General features: G+C 34.2%; 9 protein-coding genes. 4 read left to right on the top strand and 5 right to left on the bottom strand.

Annotation, left to right across the window (positions count from 1 at the left end; genetic code table 11):
- Positions 1–302 precede the first annotated feature (302 nt).
- Positions 303–1,772 (bottom strand): DHA2 family efflux MFS transporter permease subunit, encoded by a 1,470-nt coding sequence (locus FG384_RS19030; protein WP_142644264.1) that lies wholly within the window; start codon positions 1,770–1,772, stop codon positions 303–305.
- Positions 1,773–1,954: 182 nt separating this feature from the next.
- Between FG384_RS19030 and FG384_RS19035 the strand changes: the two genes are divergently transcribed.
- Complete coding sequence (locus FG384_RS19035) at positions 1,955–2,824, top strand: TetR/AcrR family transcriptional regulator (protein WP_142644265.1); 870 nt, start codon at positions 1,955–1,957, stop codon at positions 2,822–2,824.
- An 18-nt stretch (positions 2,825–2,842) separates the two neighbouring features.
- A complete protein-coding gene (locus FG384_RS19040; protein WP_240793498.1) occupies positions 2,843–3,121 on the top strand; it encodes a hypothetical protein in 279 nt (92 codons plus the stop codon).
- A gap of 48 nt (positions 3,122–3,169) precedes the next feature.
- On the opposite strand, the gene FG384_RS20380 is transcribed toward FG384_RS19040, so the two are convergent.
- Positions 3,170–3,292, bottom strand: coding sequence for a hypothetical protein (locus tag FG384_RS20380; protein WP_276612782.1), 123 nt, complete (start codon positions 3,290–3,292; stop codon positions 3,170–3,172).
- Positions 3,293–3,468: 176 nt separating this feature from the next.
- Here FG384_RS20380 and FG384_RS19045 point away from each other — a divergent pair, with 176 nt between their 5' ends.
- Complete coding sequence (locus FG384_RS19045; protein WP_142644266.1) at positions 3,469–4,737, top strand: MFS transporter; 1,269 nt, start codon at positions 3,469–3,471, stop codon at positions 4,735–4,737.
- A 43-nt stretch (positions 4,738–4,780) separates the two neighbouring features.
- Here FG384_RS19045 and FG384_RS19050 read toward each other — a convergent pair whose 3' ends face one another.
- The 3 genes from FG384_RS19050 to FG384_RS19060 all read right to left on the bottom strand — a co-directional run bounded on the left by FG384_RS19050 (position 4,781) and on the right by FG384_RS19060 (position 6,891).
- Positions 4,781–5,257 (bottom strand): PaaI family thioesterase, encoded by a 477-nt coding sequence (locus tag FG384_RS19050; protein WP_142644267.1) that lies wholly within the window; start codon positions 5,255–5,257, stop codon positions 4,781–4,783.
- A 164-nt stretch (positions 5,258–5,421) separates the two neighbouring features.
- Positions 5,422–6,003 (bottom strand): YitT family protein, encoded by a 582-nt coding sequence (locus FG384_RS19055; RefSeq protein WP_142644268.1) that lies wholly within the window; start codon positions 6,001–6,003, stop codon positions 5,422–5,424.
- Between the two features lie 108 nt (positions 6,004–6,111).
- Complete coding sequence (locus FG384_RS19060; RefSeq protein WP_142644269.1) at positions 6,112–6,891, bottom strand: carbon-nitrogen family hydrolase; 780 nt, start codon at positions 6,889–6,891, stop codon at positions 6,112–6,114.
- An 85-nt stretch (positions 6,892–6,976) separates the two neighbouring features.
- On the opposite strand from FG384_RS19060, the gene FG384_RS19065 reads away from it, so the two are divergent.
- Positions 6,977–8,140, top strand: coding sequence for a pyridoxal phosphate-dependent aminotransferase (locus tag FG384_RS19065; protein ID WP_142644270.1), 1,164 nt, complete (start codon positions 6,977–6,979; stop codon positions 8,138–8,140).
- The last annotated feature ends 213 nt before the right edge of the window (positions 8,141–8,353 follow it).

The raw sequence follows: 8,353 nt of genomic DNA on the forward strand, positions 1-8,353 counted from the left end.
TTAAAAGCTAAGGTTTTTCAGTGCCCTCCCTTTCCGCGGGCGTTGCCTCAGCCTCCTCGCTTCGCTGTGGGGTCTTCGACTAACGCTATTCCCGCAGGAGTGTCGCCTTTTTCAACGATTTTCTAGAATTGAAAAGAATATTTATCGAAAAAATAGACAGTTTTTCAGTGGCAGAAACTTAAAGCTGCGCTCGTAAGTGACACGACCTCATAGAGAAATCGACGGTACAAAAGGGAAAATGGATAAAAATCAAAAGGTTTCGGGAATGTTCAACATTCCCGAAACCTTTTGTCTTCAATCTGTTAGCTTTCTTTTGTTACTATTACTCTTTTTACAAATAACGATAATACTAACGCTACTAGAGTCACTATTGTTGCAATAAAGAAAGTATGGTTAATCCCCTCTAACATAGCTTTCATTCCTAGATCAACTTTGAATTGTGTTAATCCTTCAGCAGTAGTCGGCATATTCCCTGCTTTCGCTGCATCTGCAGCAAGTTTTTCAGCCGAAGACTCCATCTTCGCATTCATAATAGTTAAGAATATTGCAGAACCAATAGCACCTGAAACTTGTTGCAATGTGTTATTCATAGCAGTCCCATGCGGATTCATCTTCATTGGCAACTGATTCAAACCGTTTGTCATTATTGGCATCATGATCATCGACATACCAAACATACGAACTGTATATATCGCCATAATGTAATAATAGTCTGAATGAAGCTCTAAATTACTCATTAAATATGTTGCAATTGCAGTAATTGTTAATCCTATAATCGCTAAAACTCTTGCTCCGTATTTATCGAAGAGTTTTCCTGTAATTGGAGACATAATACCCATTGCAATTGCTCCCGGAAGCATTAACAAACCTGAATGGAACGGAGAAATACCGCGGATCGTTTGCACATAAAGCGGAGTTAATATCATTCCTGAAAACATCGCTGCAGAAACAACTATGGAAATAACTGATGATAATGCAAACATTGGATACTTGTAAATTCTAACATCCAACATAGGCTCATCTAATTTCAGTTGTCTCCATACAAAAAGGATTAAGGCAATAAATCCAATGATGATTGTTCCATATACAATTGGAGAATCCCATCCTTTGTCACCCGCAGTACTAAATCCATATAGAAGAGAACCAAACCCTATACTAGATAAAATAAGTGAAAATACATCTAATTTTATATTATTGTTAGGTGTAATATTTTTAAGTTTAAAAATTGAAAACAATAGAACAATTATTGCAAACGGCAATATAATTTCAAATAGTGTTCTCCATTCATAGTGTTCAATAACCCAACCAGATAATGTTGGACCGATTGCCGGAGCTAATATCATTACAAGTCCAAACATTCCCATTGCTGCTCCACGACGTTCAATAGGAAATGCTGTTAGCATGACGTTCATCAATAATGGCATCATCATCGCAGACCCAACTGCTTGAATCATACGAGCTAATACTAATACCCAAAACTCTGGTGCAAAAATAGCAAGTGTTGTACCAGCTGTAAAAAAGATCATCGCGGTAGTAAATAACTGCCTATTTGTAAACTTTTGTACAAAAAATGCACTTGCAGGGATTAATATCCCATTTATCAACATATACCCTGTAGTTAGCCACTGTACAACGGACGGTTTTACAGCAAACTCCGTCATTATCGTTGGTAGCGCTACATTTAATAAAGTATTATTCAAAAACGCAATGAAAGCACCTACAAAAAGGATAGCAATCATTGCATATGGTGGTCTTTTTTGCAATTCTTTCATTAATAAGTTCCTCCTATTATACTTTGAGTCTAAATATTGTACCTCTAGTTCATCACTTTGAATATTTTATACTCATAGTATAAAAAAAGCAATAACGAAAAACGCTCACATTAAAAATATTGATAAATTAAGGTTTTAACGCTAATATAGATAGTATACTAACAGTCTAAAGGTGATTTTACATGAATAGTAGAAAGAAAAATGTTTTGTTAGCAGCACAACGGCTTTTTATAGAAAAAGGGTTTAGTTCTACATCTGTACAAGATATTATTGAGGAAGCAAAAATTTCTAAAGGTACGTTTTACAATTACTTTTCATCAAAAAATGAATGCATCGTAGCAATTCTCGAAAATGTTAAAGAGGAAACTTCTATTAAAAGAAGAGAGTTGCTTGTACAACAAAATGATGCCGATTTAAATATTTTAGTTGAGCAAATGACTATTCGCATGAATATATATCAAGACCAAAATTTATATCCAATAATAGTATCTATTATTCATTCACAAGACCTTGAACTGAGAGATCTTGTGAAAATGAATTATTTGGAAGAAGTAAATTGGCTTGCGAAGCGTCTTGTGGATATTTTTGGAGAACAAACAAAAGATATTGCTGTTGATTGCTCCGTACTTGTTCTAGGTATGATTCAACAATTGCAACACCCATGGATTAGACAATACACAAAAGTATCTACTGAAAAGATAATTCGTTTTGTAATGAGACGAATTGAGACTATCATTTATGAGATGGCTAGAACAAATGATTCATTACTGAAAAGGCCATGTTTCGAACTTAACACAGAGGAAAAATTACTCACAAAAGACGAAATAAGTAAACAATTGGAATCATTTTATTTAAAAGAAATTAACAGCCTTAAGTTAAAAGAAATACAAATGATTGAGTATATTTTAGAAGAGTTAAACAGAGAGCAACCGAGAAAGTTTCTGTTAGAAAAAATTGTCCCTTCTTTAACAGAAGCATTCACAAATACTTCCTTAGAACATAAATCCACTATGATCATTTATCATATATGGAAATTTTTAGACAGAATTTAATTGCGGAGCTGATATCGATTGATAAATAAAGCGATTCAACAATATCAAGAGGATGAAAATGTGATGATCCAACTTTATATACAATGGTGTTTTAATAACAACTTAAATGCAGTCGCCTTGTATAATCAAGCTTATCCTCAACAAGAAACGAATATACCTCTTCTTAATGCAGTTGAAGAAATGGAAAACAATCATTTAGAAGTGGATACAGAAACACTGCTAAATGTGTTACAGCTTTTCGGTAATGAAGATCTAGCGCTCGTAGTTTCACAGGAAGCAGAAAAACTAGCAAAATAACAGACTGTCTAATACGGGAAATTCCCCTATATTAGACAGTCTGTTTTATTAATTACTATAGCTTAATACGATTTGACCTATTGCCTTTGCAGCTACTAACAATGCATCTTCATCTACATCGAATTTAAGATGATGATTGAAAAATGCGTTTTCTACTCCTTTGGTGCACAACCAACAGATAGCCCCTCATTATGTTATTCAGACTATAAAATTAATAAACTTCTAAGGTTTGTCGCGGCATATAATAGAACAAATTAATTGTAAAATTTAAGTAATTTTTCTGGAATCATCACCTAAATTGTCAGGAATCATGTACAATATTTTGTATAAACATAAGGGGGATTTCTATGAGAAATTTTACAAAACAAGAGAACAGTTGGGCTCTGTATGATTGGGGGTCTTCTGCGTACTCTATTATTATTACAACAGCTGTATTCCCTATTTTCTACAAATCGTCTGCTACTGCAGCGGGATTAGATGGGAATGTTTCTACAGCCTATTTAGGGTATACGATTGCTATATTTACATTTATATTAGCTATGCTTGGTCCCATTTTAGGAACAATTGCGGATTATCGTGGAATGAAAAAGAAATTTTTCACCTTTTTCTTTGTCCTTGGTGTAACTTTTACAGCTTTGCTTGCATTTGTTCCATTCGAAAATTGGTTACTTTTGTTGATTTTCTATACAATCGCAGCTATAGGTGCTACGGGAGCAAACGTATTTTATGATGGATTTATTGTAGATGTAACGACCGATAAACGAATGCATGAAGTATCTTCCAGGGGATTTAGTTTAGGATATATAGGGAGTACTATTCCGTTCTTAATAAGTATTGTTATTATTTTATTAGCAGGCAATGAAGTAATCCCAATCAATACAGAAATTGCTAGTAGAATTGCATTTGTTATAACTGCTATATGGTGGGTTATATTTTCCGTTCCTATGTTTAAAAACGTTCATCAAAAACATTATATTGAACGCGATGGTAACCCAGTTCCTCAAAGCTTTAAACGCTTAGCAAAAACATTTAAAGAAATTAGAAAATATCGTTCATTATTTATGTTTTTATTAGCATACTTTTTCTATATTGATGGAGTAGGTACAGTTATCAATATGTCTACAGCATATGGGACAGATTTAGGACTTAGTTCTACTAGTTTATTAATTATTCTTTTTGTTACTCAAGTTGTAGCAGCACCATTTGCAATTTTATATGGAAAGCTAGCTGGAAAATTTTCTGAAAAGAAAATGCTCTATGTAGGAATTATAGTTTATATGATTGTTTGTACGTATGCATTTTTCTTAGAAACTGTAGTCGATTTTTGGATTCTTGCAATGCTTGTTGCTACTTCCCAAGGTGGTATTCAAGCTTTAAGTAGATCGTATTTCGCTAAGTTGATTCCAAAAGAAAACTCCAATGAATTCTTCGGCTTTTATAATATCTTTGGTAAATTTGCCTCCATTATGGGACCATTGCTTGTAGCTTTTACCGCACAAATTACTGGTAAATCTTCCTACGGCGTTTTTAGTTTAGTTGTATTATTTATTATTGGACTTATAATATTATCAAGAGTTCCGGAGCCAAAAGAAGCTCAGGTTGTAAACGAAATATAAAAAAATAAAAAACACAGGGCAAGAAAATGTCCTGTGTTTTATTTTATTTAGTAAATGATGAAGGCATCACGACTGCTATTACTTCTCCTTTAGCACATAGAGATTCTCCAGCAAATACTTCCACATTCACTTTCCATTTCTTTGGATGAATCTCTTCCACTGTTCCAACAGCCTTCAATATTACATTTTGCGGTGTTGGTTTCAAAAAGTCTACATGAAGTGAACCTGTAACGAACCGGGGTGGCTCTTCTCCACTGCCTGGTTCAAAACCATTTTTTCTGTGTAGAGCAAGCGATGCTGAACCCGTTCCGTGACAATCCACAAGTGCTCCTATTAATCCACCATAGACGAATCCTGGTATAGCGATATGTTCTTTTTTCGGTTCATATGTCGTTTCCGTTTGATACCCATTCCAATATGTACGAAAATGATATCCATTTTCGTTAAGTCTACCACATCCAAAACACCAAGCAATGTCATCAGGATAATCATCTTGAATAGCATGAATTCTTTCTGTCATTCTTAATCCCTCCCCTTTTAACAACATACAAAAAAGCATCCCTTAAGTCAATGAAAGGAGACATATTTTTAACACTATTCATATTTTTCTTTCTTTTTCAGATATGTATTCATATGAACATCTTATTTCAAAAAATCCTTACATCGAGGAGATCATTATCCATTTTAATAATGCCTTTTCACTAGCATAGAGGTTGTAATTCCAACAGATATTACTGTTATACATGAATGAAATAATGAAACTGAGTCTACTAGAATACTTCCTACAGTTACAACTACAATATCGATTGCTAATATACATAATCCTGGGTTTGCTCTCAACAGTTTTGCAATCATTTGCGCTAATAAATCTGTTCCACCAATTGTTATACCAAATCGAAGCATCAACCCTATGCCCAATCCTACAAAAAAGCCTCCGCAAATAGCCCCTATCATACTGTTTGAAATTAATTTTTCACCAGCAATATGCAAAGGATACAAAAAATCAATGACAACCGATGAAAACAATAATCCATGAATACCATTATAAAAAAAAGAACGATAATATACCCAAGCAACTAAAAAAATTGGAATACTTATACAAATAATTGCAAGTCCAACTTTAATATTTAGTAAATAATGAATGATTAAACCTATGCCAACTCCTCCACCATCTAATAGATGAAAAGGAACTAAAAAGAAGTTAATACCAAAAGCAACTAATATACTCCCTAATAAAATTATTAAGGATTTTTTGAAAAAAAGCATTTTCCCCACCTTTCTGTTTATTCATATATATGTTTGCATCAAGAAAAAAACACAGGAAAAATAAATCCTGTGTTTTATACTCTCGCTATTTTTTTGTGTCTCTACCAACTATTTGTAAAGAGTTTCCCTTCTATCTTGAAATATAGGAATTCTTTTTCTTACTTCCTCTATTTCTGAAAGGGTAAGTTCTACAACCTTCACAGTCTCTTCATTTTCACCAGTCCAAAGTATCTCACCCCAAGGAGCAATAACCATTGAGTTGCCATTAAATGAATTGTTCGGGTCCTTTCCAACACGATTTACTGCTACCACATAACATTGGTTTTCGATCGCTCTTGCTTGCAATAAAATTTTCCAATGATCAATTCGTTTATCTGGCCATTGAGCTGGTACAAATATTATTTTAGCACCATCTAAAACATGGCTACGTATCCATTCTGGAAAACGTAGATCATAACAAATGATTCCACCCATCTCTATTCCATCCAAAGAAAATAAATTTTTTCCATTTCCAGCTTCTAAGTAATGATGTTCATCCATTAATTTGAACAAATGAGCTTTATCATATTCTGCTATAATTTCTCCTAATGAATTGACTACATACATTGTGTTAAAAAAATTGTCTCCTTTTTTTGTAGAGACAGATCCACCAACGATATGAATACTTAGTTCTTTTGATAATTTTGTTAATAATCTTTTAGTATCTTCACCCTCAACATCTGCAATTTCTGCTAGTCTTGTTAAGTCGTATCCAGTATTCCACATCTCAGGTAGAACGATTATATCGGCACCTAAAGATGCGGCATCTCTTATCTTCTTTTCTACGGTAATAAAATTTTCTTTTGGGTTACCAAATGCAATATCTAGTTGAACACATGCCACTTTCATATCTCCACCACCTATAGACATAATACTAAAAAGGTTATAAGATTTGTCTAATATATGCAACTATTTAAAAAAAGAGGGAATTTACATGGACTTTTCAAATCGCTTAAAAAATTTACCAACTCAATTTTTCGCTACTCTTGTTCAAAAAGTAACACTTGCAGTAGCGGAAGGAAGAGATGTAATCAACCTAGGACAAGGTAATCCTGATCAACCTACGCCAGAGCATATTGTGAAAGCGTTACAAGATGCTGCTACAAATCCACAATCGCACAAATACTCTCCATTTCGAGGTACAACAGAACTAAAACAGGCTGCTGCAAATTTTTACAAACGTGAATACAATGTGGAAATTGATGCAAATACCGAAGTAGCCATTATGTTTGGAACGAAAATAGGTTTGGTCGAATTACCACTTGCCATGATGAATGAAAATGAATTGATGCTACTACCTGATCCAGGTTATCCTGATTATTTATCTGGAGCTGGATTAGCAAGTGTTAAATACGACACGATGCCACTTTTGGAAGAAAATAAATTTTTACCAGACTTCAGCTTATTGACAGATGAACAGAAAGAAGCTGCCAAGTTAATGTTTTTAAATTATCCTAATAACCCTACTGGAGCTACTGCTACGAAAGAATTTTTTGAAGAGACTGTAACTCTTGCAAAAGAATCTAATATTGCTATTGTGCATGACTTTGCGTATGGTGGGATCGGTTTTGATGGACAAAAACAAATAAGTTTTTTACAAACAGAAGGTGCTAAAGACGTCGGTGTAGAAATGTATACCCTTTCGAAAACGTACAATATGGCTGGTTGGAGAGTTGGTTTTGCAGTTGGAAACGCTCAAATGATTGAGGCAATTAATATGATTCAAGATCATTTATTTGTTAGCCTCTTCCCTGCTGTTCAATCGGCAGCTGCTACCGCACTTAATGAAAGTCAAGATTGTGTGGAAGAACTAGTTTCTTTGTATGAAAGAAGAAGAAACGCATTGGTAGAAGCTTGTTTAAAAATCGGATGGAATGTAAAAGCTCCTAAAGGATCTTTTTTCGCTTGGTTACCCGTTGCTAAAGGATATACAAGTGAAGAGTTCGCCGATTTATTACTAGAAAAAGCAGATGTTGCAGTTGCAGCTGGTAACGGATTTGGAACTTATGGAGAAGGTTATGTAAGAGTAGGACTACTTGTCGACGAGGATCGTTTAAAAGAAGCGGTTGCACGAATTGAGAAACTTAACTTATTTTAAAAATAAAGTAAGTGTATCTCCTTTTGTGGGTGACTTTCACACTTGAGGCAGTATTACACTTATTTCTTTGCCAGACGGAGTTGTACAATATTCCAATAGATAAGAAAATCGTTGAAACGGCTCCCTTTCCGGAGGCCACTGAAAAAGTCCATATAGTTTCACTTTTAATGAAGTTCCCCCGTAGTTTTCCGAAGCTTACCGCTCGCTTTCCAC

The sequence above is a fragment of the Psychrobacillus vulpis genome (assembly GCF_006861825.1).
GTDB classification, from domain to species: Bacteria; Bacillota; Bacilli; order Bacillales_A; family Planococcaceae; genus Psychrobacillus; species Psychrobacillus vulpis.